At 60.8% G+C, this 18,265-nt stretch carries 17 protein-coding genes and 1 tRNA gene; 3 read left to right on the top strand and 15 right to left on the bottom strand.

Features of this window, described 5'->3' with window-relative positions:
• Positions 1-282: 282 nt before the first annotated feature.
• Entirely contained in the window at positions 283-1,530 is a 1,248-nt protein-coding gene (locus tag ADAD_RS0104030) for a DUF389 domain-containing protein (protein ID WP_010409986.1), read from the bottom strand.
• A 248-nt stretch (positions 1,531-1,778) separates the two neighbouring features.
• Positions 1,779-2,081 (bottom strand): MgtC/SapB family protein, encoded by a 303-nt coding sequence (locus ADAD_RS16175; protein ID WP_010409983.1) that lies wholly within the window; start codon positions 2,079-2,081, stop codon positions 1,779-1,781.
• Between the two features lie 926 nt (positions 2,082-3,007).
• On the opposite strand from ADAD_RS16175, the gene ADAD_RS0104020 reads away from it, so the two are divergent.
• Entirely contained in the window at positions 3,008-3,640 is a 633-nt protein-coding gene (locus ADAD_RS0104020; protein WP_050803683.1) for a tyrosine-type recombinase/integrase, read from the top strand.
• A gap of 124 nt (positions 3,641-3,764) precedes the next feature.
• On the opposite strand, the gene ADAD_RS0104015 is transcribed toward ADAD_RS0104020, so the two are convergent.
• The 7 genes from ADAD_RS0104015 to ADAD_RS0103985 all read right to left on the bottom strand — a co-directional run bounded on the left by ADAD_RS0104015 (position 3,765) and on the right by ADAD_RS0103985 (position 11,317).
• Positions 3,765-4,157, bottom strand: coding sequence for a VOC family protein (locus ADAD_RS0104015; RefSeq protein ID WP_010409977.1), 393 nt, complete (start codon positions 4,155-4,157; stop codon positions 3,765-3,767).
• Positions 4,158-4,394: 237 nt separating this feature from the next.
• On the bottom strand, positions 4,395-6,764 hold the full coding sequence (locus ADAD_RS0104010; RefSeq protein WP_010409975.1) for a hypothetical protein: 2,370 nt from the start codon (positions 6,762-6,764) through the stop codon (positions 4,395-4,397).
• Positions 6,761-8,392 (bottom strand): hypothetical protein, encoded by a 1,632-nt coding sequence (locus ADAD_RS0104005; RefSeq protein ID WP_139020328.1) that lies wholly within the window; start codon positions 8,390-8,392, stop codon positions 6,761-6,763. Before ADAD_RS0104005 ends, ADAD_RS0104010 begins: the two co-directional genes overlap by 4 nt.
• 502 nt (positions 8,393-8,894) lie before the next feature.
• Positions 8,895-9,071 (bottom strand): helix-turn-helix transcriptional regulator, encoded by a 177-nt coding sequence (locus tag ADAD_RS16565; protein WP_083825560.1) that lies wholly within the window; start codon positions 9,069-9,071, stop codon positions 8,895-8,897.
• 82 nt (positions 9,072-9,153) lie between these two features.
• Positions 9,154-9,723: a hypothetical protein gene (locus ADAD_RS0103995; protein ID WP_139020327.1), complete on the bottom strand. Its 570-nt coding sequence runs from the start codon at positions 9,721-9,723 to the stop codon at positions 9,154-9,156.
• The gene (locus tag ADAD_RS15475; protein WP_010409967.1) at positions 9,716-10,993 is read right to left on the bottom strand and encodes a tyrosine-type recombinase/integrase; all 1,278 of its coding nucleotides are present in this window, start codon (positions 10,991-10,993) and stop codon (positions 9,716-9,718) included. The genes ADAD_RS0103995 and ADAD_RS15475 overlap by 8 nt, the downstream gene beginning before the upstream one ends.
• Positions 10,994-11,230: 237 nt before the next feature.
• A tRNA-Leu gene (locus ADAD_RS0103985) sits at positions 11,231-11,317 on the bottom strand.
• Positions 11,318-11,523: 206 nt separating this feature from the next.
• Between ADAD_RS0103985 and ADAD_RS0103980 the strand changes: the two genes are divergently transcribed.
• Positions 11,524-12,486 (top strand): complex I NDUFA9 subunit family protein, encoded by a 963-nt coding sequence (locus ADAD_RS0103980; protein ID WP_010409965.1) that lies wholly within the window; start codon positions 11,524-11,526, stop codon positions 12,484-12,486.
• 32 nt (positions 12,487-12,518) lie between these two features.
• Here the strand turns inward: ADAD_RS0103980 and ADAD_RS15470 are convergent, their stop codons facing one another.
• The 4 genes from ADAD_RS15470 to ADAD_RS0103960 form a co-directional block, all read right to left on the bottom strand.
• Positions 12,519-13,013, bottom strand: coding sequence for an NfeD family protein (locus ADAD_RS15470; RefSeq protein ID WP_010409963.1), 495 nt, complete (start codon positions 13,011-13,013; stop codon positions 12,519-12,521).
• Positions 13,010-14,032, bottom strand: coding sequence for an SPFH domain-containing protein (locus ADAD_RS0103970; protein WP_010409961.1), 1,023 nt, complete (start codon positions 14,030-14,032; stop codon positions 13,010-13,012). The genes ADAD_RS15470 and ADAD_RS0103970 overlap by 4 nt, the downstream gene beginning before the upstream one ends.
• A gap of 90 nt (positions 14,033-14,122) precedes the next feature.
• Entirely contained in the window at positions 14,123-15,013 is an 891-nt protein-coding gene (locus tag ADAD_RS0103965; RefSeq protein WP_010409959.1) for a dienelactone hydrolase family protein, read from the bottom strand.
• Positions 15,014-15,061: 48 nt separating this feature from the next.
• Entirely contained in the window at positions 15,062-15,778 is a 717-nt protein-coding gene (locus ADAD_RS0103960; protein WP_010409956.1) for a YceI family protein, read from the bottom strand.
• Positions 15,779-15,941: 163 nt separating this feature from the next.
• Here ADAD_RS0103960 and ADAD_RS0103955 point away from each other — a divergent pair, with 163 nt between their 5' ends.
• Positions 15,942-16,340: a TM2 domain-containing protein gene (locus ADAD_RS0103955; protein ID WP_237700734.1), complete on the top strand. Its 399-nt coding sequence runs from the start codon at positions 15,942-15,944 to the stop codon at positions 16,338-16,340.
• A 35-nt stretch (positions 16,341-16,375) separates the two neighbouring features.
• Here the strand turns inward: ADAD_RS0103955 and ADAD_RS0103950 are convergent, their stop codons facing one another.
• Both ADAD_RS0103950 and ADAD_RS0103945 read right to left on the bottom strand, forming a co-directional pair.
• The gene (locus ADAD_RS0103950; protein ID WP_029139889.1) at positions 16,376-17,395 is read right to left on the bottom strand and encodes an NAD(P)H-dependent flavin oxidoreductase; all 1,020 of its coding nucleotides are present in this window, start codon (positions 17,393-17,395) and stop codon (positions 16,376-16,378) included.
• 39 nt (positions 17,396-17,434) lie between these two features.
• A complete protein-coding gene (locus ADAD_RS0103945) occupies positions 17,435-18,244 on the bottom strand; it encodes a LytTR family DNA-binding domain-containing protein (protein ID WP_010409950.1) in 810 nt (269 codons plus the stop codon).
• Positions 18,245-18,265: the final 21 nt, after the last annotated feature.

Genomic DNA, 18,265 nt, shown 5'->3' with positions numbered 1-18,265 from the left:
TCGCTAAGCGGACTGTTTGGTTTCGAGAAATTTGATCCCAAGGAAATCAACCGTATGATTGAAAATGCCGATATGCTGGGATGGCATGGCGATTGTGGAAAAACTTCATTGAAGAACGTTTCCCGCATAGCATCACTATCTCCGTAGTTGCTGTTGTATTTAATGCATCAAGCGAGGCCTATCGGTCCTATTTTCGAATACTCAAAAAATACCAACTTCAAAGAGCGGATAGCCGGACAAAGCTGAGTTCAGAATGCCTTGAGTTCTTTCTCCTATCGAGTTCTAGACGATTACCAATTGCACCAAAGCGACGACGCCAAATTCTTCTTCGAGGCGATCGCCAATTCGATCTGCAAGCAACTTATTCTCCGCATCACTCAGGCTCCCTTCGACGTGCAAAGTAACGAGAACCGGATTGTCGCCCGCGCTCATGGCCCTGCTGAACTCGGCTTTGGCGAATATGAGATCTAGGTCCTCGCGCTCTTCTATGCGCTCCTGTGCTGCAGCCGTAATCCGCTGGGCAAGTGAGGACTGTTGGAATTGCTGAGGCGTGGAAAATTGCAGGTACAGCAACGCCGTTCCGGCCAAGAGCGACAGCGATAGGGCAACATAGGTGATAACGGATTTGCCGCGGGGGTAGCGCGCTCCCTTGGTAGTTACTCCGTAAAGCCTGAACACCACAAAGCCCGCTATGTTTATTCCCACGATCTGTATCGCCAGCGCCCACAGGCTCGAAACAACGATGTCCATTTGACCTATTGCTAATCCCATGCCTACGAGCCCGGCCGGCGGTGCGAGGGCAGCAGCGACGAGCATGCCGGTGGCTGCACTGCTCACAAGACTGCTGCGGTTCGACTGCGCAAGGTTCACTGCGCCCGCCGCCCCCGCTGCCAGCGGCAATAGGACTGAAACTGCCGAGCGCATACTGACTTCGCCCATCATGGTCGTGGCTATTTCCTGCTGAAATATCAGGCTCAATACGAAAGCGGTCGCGATTGTGGTGGCTACCGCAGCAACATAACGGAGGAGCGAACGGCGAAGCAGATAGGCATCGCCCCGGGCGGTAGCCATGGCCGTGGTCATAGCTGGGCCGGCAAACGGCGCGATCAGCATGGCAGCGACGAGGAGAAAGACGCTTTCCGTAAACAGCGCGATCCAGACGACGACACCGCCTAGGGCCGAATATGCTAGGAAGCCCTTCCACGCGCCGATGCTCTGCAGGCCAGAGAGATAGATTTCGAGCGGACTGCGAGGCTGAACATCGGTAACCTGATTTTCAGGTTCATCCGCCGGCGGCTCCAGAGATAATACGCCTTGCGGCGCGAAAGTCGCATAGAGTTCGTCGACATTCTCGACGTCTGCGAAAAACCCTTCGATGCGCGCGTTGGGTATAACGCACAAGAGCATCGCCCGGTCTTGTCCGTCACGCCGGACATCGATCTGCGCGATTATGGTGCCGTCATTGTCATTGGCGGCACGCTCGACCTTGGGCAGCTCCTTAGGCGGGATTGTAATCGTAAGTTGCCGCATGAGTTTATCCTCTTTTTTGCCCCTCCGTTTCCTGTGTGGACGGACCTCAGTCGCCAAGTGGTAAAATCGAGCTTCGCGCTGCTGGTCGGTGCGGTTAGATGCCGGCGGTTTCAGTATTTCTAGCGTTAACCGCTTCCATGCGGAATTTAAGAATACCACTCTCACGGACAAAGCGTTTGTAGTAGGTCCACGCACTAGCGATCTAGCCATGTGGGTAAGCTATGTTTGGGTTTGCAGGGTAGATTTAGCTACTCTTGCCTGTCCCCGGCGTCATATCTATCAGTCATATTTCTCGTAAGAATTAGCATCAATATTATCGGGACGCAGGTCATGACTGCTAGCCAGATAAGTCCGACACCGGACACGATGCCGATAGCTCCCGCTGCAAGGATTGAAGCTGCGGACCCACCGCCTTTGACGAATCCGCCATCCCGGAACATTGCTCCAGCACCAAGAAAGCCAATGCCGGTGATGACGCCCGCAAATACGCGAGTTGGGTCGATGGAAATTTGGTCTTCGAAAGTCCTATGCGCGATTTCAAGCGCGGCCAACGAATAGTGAACACGCAGCTAGTGAGACAATGACGAATGGCCTGAAATCGATTGGTTTCTTATGATAAAAACGCTCGATTCCGATCGCAAGAGGAAGGACGAACGCGGTTCCCATCCGCAGTAGTGCTTCAATCCACGTGATATGGAACGGTTCAAAAGTGCCGGGGGCCATGCCGCGTCGCTAGCAGTCCGGCAGGATAAAAGACAACTGTCGAATTCAAGTTCGAAGTCCGATGCTAAACCGGTCAATGGAGATTTTGCCGGAGCCCCGCGAGTGGAGCGGTAAAAAACTATTAGTGAAAATTCATCGATAATCAGCACTAGTTGTGTCGGCCGGCGTTCACAGGCCTTTAAGAGCGAAAGATCCTCTCGCAACCCGCGCTGTGTACCGATCAGCACCAGGGTCGCCTTATCTTCGCACCACTCCAGTGGGCGAGATGTACTGGACGGAAAGGAAGAAGCGCAACGGCGATGATTTGCCATTCATTCGACTAGGGTCCCTTAAGGCATGACCAAGCATAACTGCAATCTCAGTTCTGCGGTTTTCGATACACTCGACGCGGCAGATCGCGCTATTCGCGATTTGAGAACAGCTGGGCAGGCTATGACAATATTTCAGTGGTCGCGCGTAAAGACAGCCAGACCACTACCACCGATGGCGCCGGTACCGAATCTGCGAAAGATATTTTTGGCAAAGGTGCACTAGGCGGCGGCATAGGTGCTTTACTGGGGGTAGCAGCCCTGGCCGTCCCTGGTGCCGAACCGTTGGTCTGGGCAGGTGCAATTGCTGCTGCACTGGTGGCGCACCACGAAGGCAACGGCAGCTTCATGCGCCGCAGACCCCACAGCGGATAGTCCGCAAGCGGCCCAGAAGCCTCCTCTTTCAGCGTTCCCTGCTTGGCCAATGACGGCCGAGGAGATGAACAATGGGATACTCTCGATTTGACCCCGCCATACAAGCTCGCGCCGCCTGGAACGCTGGCAAGAACGTCGGCACCAAGCGACCTCTGACACAGAAGCAAATTTGGGCGATCCGCTTTCACCTAGATCGCGAAGGGCGTTTGCGAGACAAAGCTCTCTTCGACCTCGCGATCGACAGCAAGCTGCGTGGCTGTGATCTCGTCAAAATCAAGATCGGCGATGTCGTCGCTGGGGCGGACATTCGCAGTCGCGCCATTGTCATACAACAAAAGACCAACCGTCCCGTCCAGTTCGAACTGACAGCGGATGTTCGTGGAACTCTGATTGCCTGGCTGGAGCGACGTGGCGGTTCGGCTCATGATTATCTTTTCCCTAGCCGCGTTGATCACCAAGGTCATATGAGCACGCGCCAGTACGCCCGCCTGGTCGACGAGTGGGTGACAGCCATCGGCTTGCGCAAGGCTGAGTACGGCACGCACTCGCTGCGGCGGACTAAGGCTGCGATGATCTACCGGGCCACTGGCAACATCCGGGCAATTCAGATCTTGCTCGGCCACACCAAGATCGAGAACACGGTTCGATATCTGGGCGTCGATGTAGAAGACGCCCTGCTGCTGGCAGAGCGGACTGAGATTTGATCAGAGGCGGTCGACCGACCTATTCGGTCGGCCGCTTTGAGGCGGCGTTAGAATGGCGTGATCGACCGAATTAGGGTGGTAAGCGGACAGACAGGTTTGAATTATTGGACGGGCAGGGCTGACGTTAAAAATACGGCGCTGCGCTCAAGCGCTCAGAAACCCACCAGATATTTCCGGACGTATCGCGGACGCCCCCCTGCCTGTCGCCATAGGGCATATTTTCAACATCCATTATTTTTTCGGCGCCCGCGTCGAGTGCTCTTTCCATCGCCGTGTCGGCGTCTTCAACGTAGAAATAGAAAGCACCCGAACTTGCGGGAAACTGTTCCGACGCCTCGCTTACCATGATCGTCGCGGTGTCTAACCTCAATTGGCAGTTGGCGATGCGCCCGTTGGGAGCCTTGCTTCTGCCGATCTCGATCGCGTTGAACGCAGCTTCCAGAAACTCGATATACTTTTCGGCGCCATCGACGAAGATATACGGCGTTACGACCGCGAAGCCTTTCGGAACATGCATATCACCTCTCCTTGGTGAGAGATGGTGCTCCTGTCGGTTTTGACGATCAAGGCAATATATGATCATCGTCCGCAATGGGGTCGTTTGCTGAACGGCCGCTTCCCGCGGTTTCAATCCCAAAACCGGACAGGCGGCTTACGGCCCAAAAGCGGCCTTTGAAAGCTCCGCCGCGCAAGGAGGAAAGAACGTTCTCAAATTGCGATTTCTAATCTGGCGTTCATGGCTGTTCCCATCATCTTAGGAACCGTCCGGTACCGCCAAACGCGGCACACCAAATATCCCAAGTCTCTCGGAAAACCGGTCAGATAGTTTTTCAATTACGATGTTGAGGTGAAGCGCTTCTGCGTGGTTTCCGTGAACGACCATGGCGACCTGCTGGGCGATGTTAGCTGTCAGCCTTTCCATAGGCGTCACGAGCACGTCTGCACGCGGGTGTCCTTCAACTGCTTGCAGGGCTGCCTTTGCGGCAAAATACGCGGTGGCGAGGTACTCAATTACACGGAGCTGCTCGTTCTCGTCTTCTTCGAGCCTGAGGCCATGAACCGCGAGGAAGGTCCCGAAGTGTTGCATGAGAAGGCGGCCCAAGAGGCGGGCCCAGCCATGGCCTGACTTGTCCGCCAGCGGCAAAGTTCCCTCCCCAGCCGCAGCCCCGTCCACGGGCTGAGCGTAGTTCAGGACGATCTGTAGCAGGAGCCTTAGCCGGACTAGCTCGGTCGTGGTTATCGGCTTTCCACGCAGTGCCCTGCTCCTCGCCTCGAAGGCGGCGATCGCATCGACGATCTTGTCCGCTCGAGCCTTTCGCAATCCTTTGTTTTCTGCAGCAGACGCGGGCCGCGAGGGCGTGGCGGCTTCTTCCCCTATGGGATCATGACCGGTCAACGCGCTTGGCTCATTCACAGATGGATCCTGTGTGGTAGCTCGCTTGAACTCGGCGTCCTCTTCCTCCGAAAGATCGCGCGACACGAGCCCGATGAGCCGGTTCAAGCAGGAGCTGACCAAATCGGCTGCGCGGTCTCCCCGGCGATTGAGTTGGCTCGAGCCCGGATCACGCGACGCCTCCCGTCGTTCTCGCGCCCTAACGTAGTCGTCGTAGGTCAGGGTAGAATAGGTCCGCTCTTCTTCCTTCCCCGAGTCAGTTCTTTCGACCTGCGAGGACTTCTTCACAGAGGGCCCGATCTCATCAAGCTCGATTATTTCGAGCTCGGTCAAGATACCGACGAGCTCGAGGTCTTCGTGGGTTACTCTCAGCAGCCGGTCAGCGACCTTTGCTTTCTTTCCGCCGCTAGAAGGGAGCGAAGAGGGGGCAAGGATGTCGAGGTCGAGCACCATCGTCACGGCAGAAAGGCTGCCGTCGGCGAACTGGACCCGGGCCGACCTTGGGCGCTCAGGCTCCAGGTCGATAAACCAGCCGGTCTCTTCGAGAACGCTTATACTGAGGTCACTCCAAGGGCTTGCTCCCAGCCTGTCGAAAAGGTGGGCTCTAGTAGGCACCATTTTCAAGCCGGGCGCCGGTTTCCAAGTGATCCTGTTGCCCCGCAACTGGAAGGTGCCCGCCTCGCGGGGAGCTGGTTCCTCGGCCTTGGACAAGGGGTGATTTGGTTCCGGTAACGAGAGGGGGTCAAGCGGGGATCCGCGATATCCGTCGAGTCCGAGCCGCGCGAGTGCCGTGCCCGGTGCCACCCGCTTGTAAATCGCCGCCTCCGCGTTTCCGTTCATGATCGAGGACCCGAGCAGCGCTGGGATGGTACAGTTGACGCTTCCCGAAACGACGTGGTCCGATTCTCGACTGAGCGCGACGATCAGTTTGGCGTGGTTAAATCGACCGCTCCCTTCGCCCTCGATGTCGAATAACTCGATGCCAGTCGAAGCGTCAAAGGCGCTGATCGGAAACTCCCCCCTGCTCTTCTCGAGCAGGAGGTCGGTGGCTGGCATGCCCATCGCCTCGCGGAGCCGCCTGAGGCCCTCGAGCTTGCTGTCCCAGTAGGGGGACATGACCACCAACCGGTCGATCTCGTCGTCGCCCACCGCAGCGGAAATCTGTTCGAGAATCGTCGCGGGGCCGCGATCTAGCAGCAGCGCCAAGCCGTCGGGCAAACCTTCTCCAGCCGCCTCTTCTTCGGCGAGCCAGGGCGAAAGCGCTAGCGCTCTTTCACGGGCAACTGGAAACCAGGGGTCACCGGCCGGTGCGTAGGACTCGATATACTCGAAAGCCTGCCGGAGAAGCGGCGCGAAATGTGGTTCGTCGCGCGAGTAAGCGAGGTCGGCGACGAGCTCCTTGTTCCCGGCGATGCCCAAGGCGGTGAGGTTTGCCGACCCTACCAGCAGTCGCCCCTTCTCCTTGCCTAGCAACAGCGTGATCTTGGGGTGAAAGGCGCCACGTACGTCAACCTTTGCCAAGTGGTAGAGCGAACCCGCGAAACGCGGCACGCCGAACTCCTCGAGGCTCAGGTTCAGCATAGACTGGTCCGCGAGAACGGTGACGTTCCGGCACCCCACTCCCCTGAGCTTCGGGAACGGCACGTCCTCGAATGCCTGCGCGGTAAAGGCAAAGGTCGTGAGAAAGGCCGAGTGGTAGCCGGTGTCGCCGAAGACGTCGTAGTACTTCATCCCTTGGCGAGCTCCGCCTTGCCGCGCGGGGTGATGCCGCTCTCGCCGACGAGGCCGCCGTCAACGAGGAACTGGATCGCCTGGTCGAGGCGAGGGCTACTCGGCGAAATCTTGAAGTCGTCGCGGTAACGCAGCGCGCCCTCATCTGGCTCGAACAGGAAAGTGTATGCTTTGTAGCGAAGCTTGCGCGACGCGACCCACAGGTGCCTTTTAACAACCCGCTCGGTGATGATCCGACCAAGTGCTTCTTTTGCCGAGAGACCGAGCAGCGTTTGGTAGAACTGCACCTCTGTCACGAGGGACTGGAAGTATTCATCGACGTTTAGCCATTCGAGCACGCCCGGGCTGAAGTCCGCCGCGCGCCGGTAAAGCCGGGCGGCGAGGCGAACCGCGCGCGCCACCATCTCCTCGGTCTCGCCCGCTCCTTGGGCCGAGAGCATCGCTTCGGCCAGTTCGCGAATCGTCTCGTCTTCCCCGGAGGTCGCGAGGAAGTCCTTGAAGGTGGTCTCGCCCGGGACGCCCAGGGCTTCGACCAGGCTGGAAACGGTGGCGCCGATCGTGAGCCGACCCCCGGCTCCGCCGCGCACTTCGACCAGCGATGCTTTGAGCAGGCACTCGTATGCCAACCGCAGGAGGTCGCTCGCCTGGTATAGCGCCCACGCCTCGCAGACCTCGTCCGAGAGGTTGCCACCAGGCTTGTCGGCCAGCTCGAAGAACTCCCACTTGAGGTCGTCGGTCCTCGGCCTCTTCCCCAGTGCCTCGGCCCGCGCCAGCACGAGCTTGAGCGTTTCTCGGCGGTGAACGTTCGCGATCGACGGCTGGCCGAGCCGGCCGAGTAGGGCATCGACTAGCGCCGCTTGCTCGGCGCTTCCCGCCTCCACTCGCGATGGCAAAAATGCAGAGAGGTTGTCGAGCTGGAAAAGCGAGGCCTTCCCGCTGTCAAGCACCTCCAAGAATTCCTCCGAGCGGCTTCCCACAGCCTCTTCGAACGCCTTCGCCAGTGGCACTGCCGCGCTGGTACAATAGGGGAGTCCGATGTTCTCGTCGTAAAGCTCGACGAGGTCCATTTCGTACATCTGCGTCGAGTAGATGGCGCCAAACGCGCCACCCTTGTTTCGCAGGTAGCGATCCTCAGGCGGGGCGTCCGGGTCGGCGGCCACGTAAAACTCGATTGTCTTGCCTTGGTCATCGCCCTCCGCCGCTTGCGAGAGCCGGCGCGATGCCCAGTCTATGCCGGTTACCCCGACCTCGTTGCCGTCGCGAGCACTGACAAGTGCCAGCAAGACCTCGGCCCGCCGGTGAAAAGCACTGAAGGCGCGCGGGTCGTTGTCCTGTTCGGTTTTCGCGAAGGCCTCGAGCACCCAGGCGAAGAAGGAGTAATAACGAAGACGAAGTGTGATTGTGCTGATGCCGGGAACGAGCGATTGGAAGAGCACCTCGACCGGGCGCTGCATTCCGAGCGGGTCGAGTCCGCTGTCCTGCCCGATCTCGGTCCACTCCGGGAACCCCGGCTCCAGATCTACATTCGATGTCGGCAACGCGCGCTCCTCCCCCGCGCTGTGGTCGCCGCAGTCAGGACCCAGGGCGCCTCGCCCGAGAACTTCTATGAACTGCCGCTCCTTGGTCAAGACCAACCACACAGTGACAGACCAAACACGACTTCAATTCGAGTAGCAGGCGGAACCTTAGGATTGTCTGTCCCAAGGCGGGCAGCGAAAACCTTTTGAACTCTCAAAACGCTATTTGAATGAGCGAACCCTGACGGAACACTCCAAACCGAAGTTCCGTTAGAATTCCACGCGCATCATTCTTGAAAGGTTGCGGAACCCTTCCCCCGGTTCTTCAGCCCCTTATTAGCCATCTACTTTTTCACGTCTCGATCGATTGTTGACATTCGGCTCGCGGCCCAAGCTCCGGCCGTTCATACAAAAAAGAGCATATCAAGAGCCCTTTTCGTCGCTATCGCGACAGGCGCACGTGGAGCGGAATCTCTTTATAAATGAAAAAAACCCCATAATTGCTGCTGATCTGCCCTGCGAAGGCCCGGTATTTAACACTCCATTGTGAAAGAATACGCGCACAACATAACCGCGTTGCACATTGGTCCGTAGGGAGGACGTTATCTGAAGCCTAAGTGAGTTCGCGATCAGCAATCCGCTGCGCAATCCAATCTTCGACTTCAGATTCCACCCATGCAACTCCTCGACGACCCAGGCGCACACGCTGAGGAAAAGAACTGTCCGCATAAAGGCGCGACCGGGATAGGCCAGTCTTGCTCAAAACTTCCTGAAGCCGGATCAGTCGCATGGTCATTCCTTGTTGGCTAAAGCCAACATTTCGACCAAGCGGCGGAAAACTTCTACGGACCTCATGGGAATCGAAGGGCGTATCAATGCCAGTCGCTTCCCGCCCTTCGCAAAACGTGGGCGACCGTTTTGCGGGAGTCGACGACAGGGTAACCCGCTTCGTCGAACATCAGATCGAGTATCCTCACCAGATCGTCGTTAGCTCGAGCGCTCACTCCGTAGCCCGCGTGCTTCAGCTGTCTCGCAACGGTCAAAACGAATTCGGCCCGCGGCCCCTTCTTGCTTCTTCGATCATTATCCTTGGCAAGCTCAATCTGCCGTGTGGAAATTCTTGAAACCACCCTCGTCAAGGCGGTCAACACTCTTAGCAGCCAGACTGAGCCATAACCTCCGACGGGGCCAGGGAAGGAATATTTGGTCCATTTCACAGCTTCGAGTTCAGACAGGAATGCTCGCGATGTCGTGGAGAGCCGCGCCATCTCTTCTAGCCAAGCCGTCGTTCCCCCAATCTCATGGGCATCCATTTGCATTCGGAAGATTTGCACCGCGATAATAAGGTCCGGCACATCTAGATTAGGCCAGCGTTGTCTGAGCTCTCGCCGAGCTCCGTCAGAAAGATTCCATTCGAGGGGCTTATAGACGTTTTCAGACACGCGTCCGACGCTCGCGCCGAGTTGCCAGACTCACGACATTACCGCTGCCATCTTGCTGCAATTCGTCGATCATAAGAACTTCTCCGCCGTGACGAAGACGGTCGAGAAAATCGCTCCACCATTGATGCATATCGACTCGTTCGTTCCAGTAGTTCGCCCGATTGTAGGTACCGCGAACCAAATTCCGATCGCTATGTGCCAGCGAACGTTCGATCGCATCTGGGTTCCACTTACCGCACTCATTGAGCAGCGAAGATGCAGTTGAGCGCCAACCGTGTGCGGTCATCTCGTCTTTCGTATAACCCATGCGGCGCAGAGCCTGATTCATGGTGTTCTCGCTCATTGGGCGCTTCCAAGTGTGAAATGCCGGGAACACGAAACCATCTGGGCCGGTCAGTGGCACCAATTCGCGAAGATAGGCGACCACCTGCCGAGAGAGCGGCACGAGATGCGGCTTGCGCATCTTCATGCGCTCGGCCGGAATCCGCCATTCGGCTGCATCGAGGTTAAATTCATCCCATCGTGCCATGCGTAGCTCGCCAGGCCGGGCCAGGACATGAGGCAAGATTTGCAGGGCCAGCCGGGTGACGAGATGGCCGGGATATTCGTCGATCGCCCGGAGCAGGTGCGCGACCTGCTCCGGCTTTTCGAGCGCAGCGTGGTGCTTGGGTCTGGGGCTGCGAAGAGCGCCTTTCAGCACTGCGGCCGGATCATTCTCAGCGCGCAATGTTGCAACAGCGTAGCGAAACACCCGGCTTACAAAGGAGCGACAACGTCTGGCGGTCTCGAACTTGCCCTTGGCCTCGATCCGTTTCAGCGCTGCTAGCACATCGGCTGGCCGAATTTGGCCAACAGGGAGCGGATGAAGCGGCTTGAGCTGCTCCAAATACCATAGAGCCTTGTCGACCGTGGTTTGGGCGCGCCCTTCGCCCGCCACCTTCCTTTCGATGAACTCGCGCGCTACCGAAACGAAGGTGGTTTCCGCAGCGAGCGCTGCAACGAGCTTGGCTTGTCGACGCTCGATGGCAGGATCTTTCCCAGCAGCGACAAGCGCACGGGCCTCATCGCGAAGCTTGCGCGCCTCGGCAAGCGACACGTCCGGATAGCGGCCAAGTGATTGTCGTTTCTCCACGCCATGCAGGCGGTATTTCACCCGCCACAGCTTCGAGCCGTTCGGCATGACCTCGATATAGAGGCCGCGCTCATCGGCACGTTTGTAGGATTTGTCTTTGGGCTTGAGCGCACGCAAGGCGACATCGGTGAAGGCCATGATCCAACTCCCTCATCGGGTCCAGCGGGGATTTGGACATAGCGGCCAAGACAATCTCTGGGGGCAGATCGCCTATCAAAGGCGGTCTCCGAATCGCTCACTTGCCCCCAGGCTGCCCCCAAAACGGGCTTGGCTGTTATGATATCTCGCAGGACATTACGGGACTAACAAAGTCTAGAAACTGGCAGATTTCTGCCAGTTTGTCGAGACGTTACGGGATGTGTTGGAATGGAAAAGTGGTGCCCAGAAGAGGACTCGAACCTCCACGACCTTGCGATCGCCGCCACCTGAAGACGGTGCGTCTACCAATTCCGCCATCTGGGCACACGCGGCATTCCGGTCATCTTTGTCCGGAGCCGAAGGTAGGCGCGGGCCACTAGCGGAGCAGGGGGCTGCCTGTCAACGCAAATAGCTGGGCAAATCGCAGGCAATCGACATGGCCCCATGGCAGTCTTGCAGCGTCCGCTGCCATCCGGCAAAGCGAGCCGCATAAACCTTGCGCTCCAGCCCTGCCCGGAAAGGCCAGACACATGCCCACGACCAGTCCCCTCGCAGACAAGGTGGTGACCATTTTCGGCGGAAGCGGCTTCGTCGGCCGCCATGTCGCGGAAGACCTGCTGCAGCAGAATGCGCGGGTCCGGATCGCGGCACGCACGCCCGAGGACGCCTTTTCGCTCAAGCCGCTGGCCAAGCTTGGCCAGCTGCAGTTCGCCCGCTGCAACATCCTGGACGAGCACAGCGTGTGCGCCTGCGTCGAGGGGAGCCACGCGGTGGTGAACCTGGTCGGCACCTTCGAAGGCGACCTGATGAAGCTGATGGGCGAGGCTGCGGGCACGCTCGCCAGGGCGGCGAAGGATGCAGGCGCAAAGAGCTTCGTTCAGATCAGCGCGATCGGCGCCGATATCGATGGCCCGTCCGAATATGCGCGGGCCAAGGCACTGGGCGAGGAACTGGTGCGCGATGCCTTCCCCGAGGCGACCATTCTGCGTCCCTCGATCATCTTCGGTCCCGACGGCGGCATCCTGACCATGTTCGCGGACCTGATCTCCACCTTCCCGGTCCTGCCGGTGTTCGCCCCCGATTCCCCGCTGCAGGTCGTTCACGTGGACGATGTGGCGGCTGCGGTCGCCGCATCGCTGGCCGATCCGTCCGCCCATGCCGGCGAGACCTACGAGCTGGCCGGGCCCGACCGCTGGACGATGATGGAGCTGAACCAGCGAATCGCCGAGGCGCAGCGGCGCAAGCGAACTTTCCTGCCGATGCCCGATGGCGCCAGCGCCGCCTTCGCCGCGCTACCCGGCACGCCGATGAGCAGCGATCAATGGCGCATGCTCAAAGCCGGCAGCGTGGCCGACGGCGCGTATCCCGGATTTGCCGCTTTCGGTATCCAGCCGCGCCCGCTGGAGCTGGTGATCGACCGCTACATGGTCCACCACCGCAAGCATGGCCGCTTTGCTGACAAGATGGATACCGTGCAGGGGCGGGAGAACTAGGGCCAGCGCCCCGAGCGCGCGCCGGCGACAGGTCAGCCCGGCGCGGGCCCCGCTTCTTCGCTACCCGCCTGGCCCTTGTCCGCGATCAGGGCGATCGGCTCCACCAGCAGGATCGCGCCGTCATTGCCGGTAATGCGGACCCGCTCGCCCGCAGCGGTATCGGGTCCGCGCGCAATCCACTCGCTGTCGCCCAGCTTCACGCGTCCGCTGCCGCTCTCGATCGGCTGGACCACCAGCGCGGTTTCGCCCACCATGCGCCCGCCCCGCTGGTTGAGCAGCGGATCGCTGCTGATAATGGGCTTGTAGCTGAGATAGCGGCGCGCGCTGTAGACGGCGATCAGCGAGAGGCTGACGAAGCTGACGATTTCCAGCGCCACGCCGACATCGAACAGGAAGCTGAGCGCCCCCGTGGCCAGCGCCGCGACCGCCAGCCAGATGAGGTACACGCCCGGCGCCAGCAGTTCGAGCGCGGCGAGCGCCAGGCCCAGGGCGATCCACAGCCAGTAATTGTCGATCCCTTCGATCATTGCGAGTCGCCGCGGCCGGTGCGCGGCACCGAGGGACGCGTGCGTTCACGGGTGACCGGATCGCGGCCGCCGGAAAGCGGCACGCCGCTGTCTCCCGGGTTGCTCTCGCCCGGCTGCAGTGCGCCGCGCACCAGCTCGCCAATGCCGCCGAGCGATCCGATCAGCTGCGTCGTCTCGACCGGGAACAGGATGGTTTTGGCATTGGGGCTGTCGGCGAACTTGCCCACCGCCTTGGTATATTCCTGCGCGACGAAGTAGTTGATCGCCTGCTGGCCGTTGCTGGCGATCGCGTCGGACACGAACTGGGTCGCCTTCGCCTCGGCCTCGGCCGCACGCTCGCGCGCCTCGGCATCGCGGAAGGCGGCTTCGCGCTTGCCCTCGGCTTCGAGGATGGCGGACTGCTTGGAGCCTTCGGCGCGCAGGATGGCGGAGCTCTTGTCGCCCTCCGCCTCGAGGATTTCGGCGCGCTTCAGACGTTCCGCCTTCATCTGCCGCGCCATCGCTTCGGAGATGTCGCGCGGGGGGCGGATGTCCTTGATCTCCACGCGGGTGATCTTGACCCCCCAGGGCGAGGTCGCATGGTCGACCACCGAAAGCAGGCGGGCGTTGATCTCGTCACGCTTGGACAGCGTCTCGTCCAGATCCATGCTGCCCATCACGGTACGCAGGTTGGTGGTGGTGAGCGCCATGATCGCGTTGTTGAGGCCGGAAACCTCATACGCGGCCTTGGGCGCGTCGAGCACCTGGAAGAACACCACCGCATCCACGCCGACCATGGCGTTATCCTTGGTGATGATCTCCTGGCCCGGAATGTCGAGCACCTGTTCCATCATGTTGATGCGGTGGCCGACCCGGTCGATCAGCGGGAAGATGATGGTCAGCCCCGGATCGGCGGCCTTGGTGAACTTGCCGAACCGCTCGATCGTGTAGACATAGCCCTGCTTGACCATGGTCACCGCCGCCATCACGAAGATCAGCAGCAGAAAGACCAGCAGCGCGAGCGCGATATACAAGCCCATTCAAACTCTCCCTTTTTCCGGAGAGAGTGTACCCTGCGCAGCTATCAGAACAAAGCAAAACCGACCGGAAATCGGACCGCTCGGCAAAGGTCAGAGCGCGGCCCCGTAAAGCGCCAAGAGATCCGCATAGGCACGCTCCGCCGCTGCTTCGGCATAGGCGGGGCTGTCGGGCACGGTCCAGCCGTGATCGCCCGCGTAGACCTCCACCTTGGCTGGACGGCCTGCCTCGGCCGCCGCTTCGCGCAGGATCGCCTTGTGGTCGGGCGCGTCGGCATCGTCGTCCTGCGCGATGGCGACGAGATAGCGCGCCTGCGTATCGTCGAAGGTGCGATGCGGGCTCATCGGATTGTCGTCTCGCACCAGCCCGCCGCCGTGGAAGCTGGCGACGCCCTTGATCCGGTCGGGCACGGCAGCCGCAGACCAGAACGTGAAGGGGCCGCCCATGCAATAGCCCTGCGTGCCGATACCGCGCGCGGTATCGACCTCGGGCTGCGCGTCGAGCCAGCCCACCGCCGCGGTGGCATCGGCCATGATCGCCTCTGCCGTCAGCTTTTCACGCCAGGGCTTCACTTTCTGAAAGCCGTTATTGCCTGCGAAATCGGCGAAATCCTGAAACTGCTGGCCCGCGACGTCGCGGTAATAGGGATTGACCACCAGCACCGCATATCCCCGCCCGGCGAGGCGGCGCGCCATGTTGCGCTTGGCTTCGCGCAGAGAGGCGATATCGGGCCAGAAAAGCACCGCAGGCGACGGGCCGGAAACGGGCGCGACGAAGAACGCATCCATCGTGCCGGCAGGCGTCTCGAAGCTCACCTGCCGTTCGGTCATGGCGGGCAGCGACATATCGCCATCGCCGCCCCCATTGCTGCCCGAAGCCATCGGCGCACAGGCGCCGACCGCAGCTGCCCCGGTCAGCAGGCCGAACTGCCGCCGGTTGAGCCCTTCCCGCGCCCACCGCGCGAGTTTCGCTTCATCGCACATCGCCCTCTCCCGTTTCTTTCCCGCAATCCGCCTGCGCGGTCCTGGCCATTACTGCTTTTCGAAAGCGACGGTGATCATCAGTTTCACATCGTCCGACACCATCGGCACCGCATAGTCGACGCCGAACTTGGAGCGCTGGATCGTCGTCGTGCCCTCGAAGCCGATCGTCTCGGCCTTGTTCATCGGATTGGTGCCCGCGCCGGTGAACCTGGCATCGATGGTGACCGGGCTGGTGACGCCGTTGAGCGTCAGATTGCCGGTGATCGATGCGCTCGTGCCGTCGTCCCCCATATCGACCGCGGTCGACACGAAACGGGCGGCGTCGGGTTCGGGGCCGAAGAAGTCGGGATCGGCGCCATCCTTGCCCGGGCGCAGGAGATGGTCCTTCAGCCCTTCGCTCACCACGGCAAGGCTGGTGACCGGGATCGTCACGTCGACCTTGGCATCGCCCGGATTCTCGGGATCGATCTCGAGCGTGCCTTCGACGTCGCCGAACAGCCCATAGTAATCGTTGAACCCGAAATGATCGACCGACCACGCGACCAGCGAATGCGAAGGGTCCGTCTGATAGGTTCCGCCTGCCACGCGGCTGGTATCGACAACACCGGGCAGCTGGGCCGGAGCCTCCTGCAAGGCAAGCGCGGGAACGGTGGCGGCACCGATCAGGGTGAATACTGCGAGGGAGTGGGCAATGCGCATGATGAAGGCTCCGAAATGGCTGGCGGTGACATGGTCGCGCGCGCAGGCCTGCCCGCGCGGGCGCACTCCTCCATCAAAGCCCCCAGAACCGCTTGGGTTCCAGCCCGTGCATGCCTCCTTTTGGCGGTAGCGGTGCTGCCTGTTGGGACTGGACGAACAGAATCAGCGATCTATACCTGTCGAGAGGGAATTCGGGGGTATTTAGGTGACAGATATTACATCGAGCGCCGTGAGCGCCGAAACGAACGAAAAGCAGATCGAGCCGGAAACGGCCGCCCGCATCAATTGCCCGTTCTGCGATGAAGACATTTCCGCACGGGCCAAGAAATGCCGTCATTGCGGCGAAACGCTCGACGTTTCCATGCGCAAGGCCGAAGAAGCCGTGCGCTCATCCGAGAGGGCTGCAGCGTACCGGCCTCAGGCAGGCAGCAAGAACAAGGTCGCAGCATTCGCCCTGGCGTGGATCCTTGGCGGCTTTGGTGGCCACAAGTTCTATCTGGACCGGATCGGCCAGGGCATTTTGTACCTGGTATTCTGCTGGACCTTCATCCCCGCAATCATCGCGTTTATCGAAGGCATCATCTACATCACGATGGACGACGAGAGATTTGCAGAAAAATACGGCTGACCCCGCAGGAGCGGGGCCAGGCCGAAGGCCAGCGCCTAGCGGCGCTGCGTAAGCGCCTCCTCGCTCTGCGCCATCAGCTTGGCGATAATGTCGGCCACCGGCTCTTCTTCCTTGACCATGCCGACCGACTGGCCAGCCATCAGGCTGCCATTTTCCACATCGCCATCGATCACGGCACGGCGCAGGGCCCCCGCCCAGTAATGTTCGACCTGCAATTGCGCCTCGGCCATGGCGATCTCCTCGCGGTCGAGCGATCCGGCTATCTCACGCTGCTTGGCGGTGAATTCCTCGGTGCCCTTGTTCTTGAGCGCGCGGACCGGAATCACGGGTAGCCGCGCATCGACCTGCACGCTCGCCACCGCATCGCGGGCGGAGGCGCGGAAGAAGGCCTTCTTGAAGTTCTCGTGCGCGATGCTTTCCTTCGCGCAGGCGAAGCGCGTGCCCAGCTGCACGCCGCACGCGCCCATCTCCAGATAGCCCGCAATCGCGCTGCCGCGCCCGATCCCGCCCGCGACGAAGACCAGGTGTTCTTCGCTGAGTTCCGGGAGGATTTCCTGCGCCAGCACACTGGTCGAGACGGGGCCGATATGGCCGCCCGCCTCCATGCCTTCGATCACCAGCGCATCCGCGCCGCTTCGCAGCAGCTTCCTGGCGAGCGCCAGCGTGGGCGCGAAGCAGATGACCTTGGCGGGGTTCTTCCCCCCCTTGATCGCCTCGACGCTGCCCTTGGGCGGGATGCCACCCGCCAGCACGACATGGGTGACTGCGTGTTTCTCGCACACCGCGATCAGGTCGAACAGGTCGGGATGCATGGTGATGAGGTTGACGCCGAAGGGCTTGTCGGTGCGCTTCTTGGTCTCCGCGATCTCGGTGTCGAGCAGGTCGGGCGTCATCGCGCCGCAGGCGATCACGCCGAAGCCGCCGGCATTGCTGATGGCCGAAACGAGGTTGCGTTCGGAAACCCAGCTCATCGCGCCACACAGAATGGCATGCTCGCTGCCGAGGAAGTCTGCGCCACGCGCCATCAGCGCGTCAGTCTTTGGAGTATTGCTCATGAAAAGGCGGTTAGGCGCGGCAGCGGCGACCGGCAAGCTCTAGAACCAGCCCGCCTGTTTCAGTTCGGCAACCCGCGTGCGCGACACAGGCGCCTCGATCCCGCCGGGCAGCACCAGCCGAAGGTTGCGGCCTTCGCGCTTCACGTCCTCCACCGCATCGCGCGCGACCCACCAGCTGCGGTGAACCTGCGCGCCCTCCACGCCCTGCAGCTCCGCCACCGCATCGCGCATCCGCATCAGGATGAGTTCGCTGCCGAGCGCAGTATGCGCGCGCACGTAGTGGTCCTCCATCTCCAGCGCGATCAGATCGGCGCCGAGATGCGCGGGCAGGCGCTCGAGGAACGCGGGCTGGGGCGCGGGCGCATCGACGGTTTCGGGCTGGGCGGCTGCAGCGGGGCGTTCCACCGCAGCGGGCGGCGGCGCCTGCTTGGATCGCTCGATCAGATGGAACAGCACGGTGATGCTCGCGCCGATGATCAGCACGTTGATATAGGCTTCCAGCGCCTGCTCGCCCGTCGGCATCGGCACCGGCCGCGGCCAGAAGCCGATCGCCCATACGATTGCGGTCATCGGGATGGTCGCGATCAGGCAGCCGGCGATCCACAGGCCAATCTCGGACAGGTGGAGCGACCGGTGAAGCTGCTCCACCGCCCAGCCGATCGGGTTGTAGACCGCATAGCCGACCCAGGCGAACAGCAGCCAGCTTACCAGCCGCACAGCCAGCGGAGCATCGGCGCTGCCGAACGGGCCGATCAGCGCGAGGATCACACCGACGACGGTCATGACCGACAGGTCGATCAGCAGCTTGCGCGCGAATTCGTGTCGGCCGTTGGTTGCCTCGTCGCTCATCGACACGAACCTAGCGCCCGT

The sequence above is a fragment of the Citromicrobium sp. JLT1363 genome, from assembly GCF_000186705.1.
Lineage (GTDB): Bacteria > Pseudomonadota > Alphaproteobacteria > Sphingomonadales > Sphingomonadaceae > Alteriqipengyuania.
Note: the sequence above shows the minus strand (reverse complement) of the source record. Positions and strands in the feature narration are given on the sequence as shown.

Coding starts and splice junctions, on each gene's coding strand:
- ADAD_RS0104020 (WP_050803683.1), top strand. CDS start 3,008: ATGGGATACTCTCGATTTGACCCCGCCATACAAGCTCGCGCCGCCTGG.
- ADAD_RS0104015 (WP_010409977.1), bottom strand. CDS start 4,157: ATGCATGTTCCGAAAGGCTTCGCGGTCGTAACGCCGTATATCTTCGTC.
- ADAD_RS15470 (WP_010409963.1), bottom strand. CDS start 13,013: ATGATCGAAGGGATCGACAATTACTGGCTGTGGATCGCCCTGGGCCTG.
- ADAD_RS15475 (WP_010409967.1), bottom strand. CDS start 10,993: ATGGCCTTCACCGATGTCGCCTTGCGTGCGCTCAAGCCCAAAGACAAA.
- ADAD_RS0103970 (WP_010409961.1), bottom strand. CDS start 14,032: ATGGGCTTGTATATCGCGCTCGCGCTGCTGGTCTTTCTGCTGCTGATC.
- ADAD_RS0103965 (WP_010409959.1), bottom strand. CDS start 15,013: ATGTGCGATGAAGCGAAACTCGCGCGGTGGGCGCGGGAAGGGCTCAAC.
- ADAD_RS0103945 (WP_010409950.1), bottom strand. CDS start 18,244: ATGAGCGACGAGGCAACCAACGGCCGACACGAATTCGCGCGCAAGCTG.
- ADAD_RS0104010 (WP_010409975.1), bottom strand. CDS start 6,764: ATGAAGTACTACGACGTCTTCGGCGACACCGGCTACCACTCGGCCTTT.
- ADAD_RS16565 (WP_083825560.1), bottom strand. CDS start 9,071: ATGCGACTGATCCGGCTTCAGGAAGTTTTGAGCAAGACTGGCCTATCC.
- ADAD_RS0104030 (WP_010409986.1), bottom strand. CDS start 1,530: ATGCGGCAACTTACGATTACAATCCCGCCTAAGGAGCTGCCCAAGGTC.
- ADAD_RS0103950 (WP_029139889.1), bottom strand. CDS start 17,395: ATGAGCAATACTCCAAAGACTGACGCGCTGATGGCGCGTGGCGCAGAC.
- ADAD_RS0103980 (WP_010409965.1), top strand. CDS start 11,524: ATGCCCACGACCAGTCCCCTCGCAGACAAGGTGGTGACCATTTTCGGC.